We start from the raw sequence: 677 nt of genomic DNA on the forward strand, positions 1-677 counted from the left end.
TTGAACATGGAGACGTTTCCGTTGAAATTGGGTTGGGAATGAAACCTGAATTAACCGGAAAGGGTATGGGTCTGAATTTCCTTGAAGCTGGAATGAATTATGCTATGACACAATATAACCCTAAAGAAATAACGCTTTCCGTTGCTACTTTTAATGAGAGAGCTATAAAGGTCTATAAAAAAGCAGGATTTGAATCTGTGGAAACCTACATGCAGGATACAAATGGTAGTCGTTTTGAGTTTTTGAAGATGAAGTATGAATGCGCTAAGTAAAAAAACAAGCTGTTAGGTTCTTTTGTTAACGAGCGCTATAGCTGAGCAAGATTGTATTGGATTCGGGTCATTAATCGGAATAACTTAGTCATACGGTGAATTATGTGCCTTTTAAATAAGTGCGATTGCGGAACAAGGAGTAAAAGGGCGATACATATTAGTCATGAAATATGTATCGCCCTTTATTTTTTATAACTTTTTATGATTTTGGTCTTGAAAATTAATTAAAATCCGATAATTTGTAAAAAAGTCTGATACAATTTTGTTAATACTCGCGATTTTTTCGTAAAAGGATCAGTTTGTTACTAAACTAGAAATAAAGAACACGTTCCTTGGTTGGAATTAATACAAGAATCAGAGAGGCGGATTTAAATTGTTAACAAAACCAAAAAAATTACATCGTGG

General features: G+C 33.8%; 1 protein-coding gene. It reads left to right on the forward strand.

Annotation, left to right across the window (positions count from 1 at the left end; translation table 11 throughout):
* A partial coding sequence (locus tag AC3G7N_RS21240) for a GNAT family N-acetyltransferase (RefSeq protein ID WP_489424128.1) occupies positions 1–272 on the forward strand: 272 nt, incomplete at its 5' end.
* Between the last annotated feature and the right edge of the window lie 405 nt (positions 273–677).

The organism is Virgibacillus carmonensis (assembly GCF_057836705.1).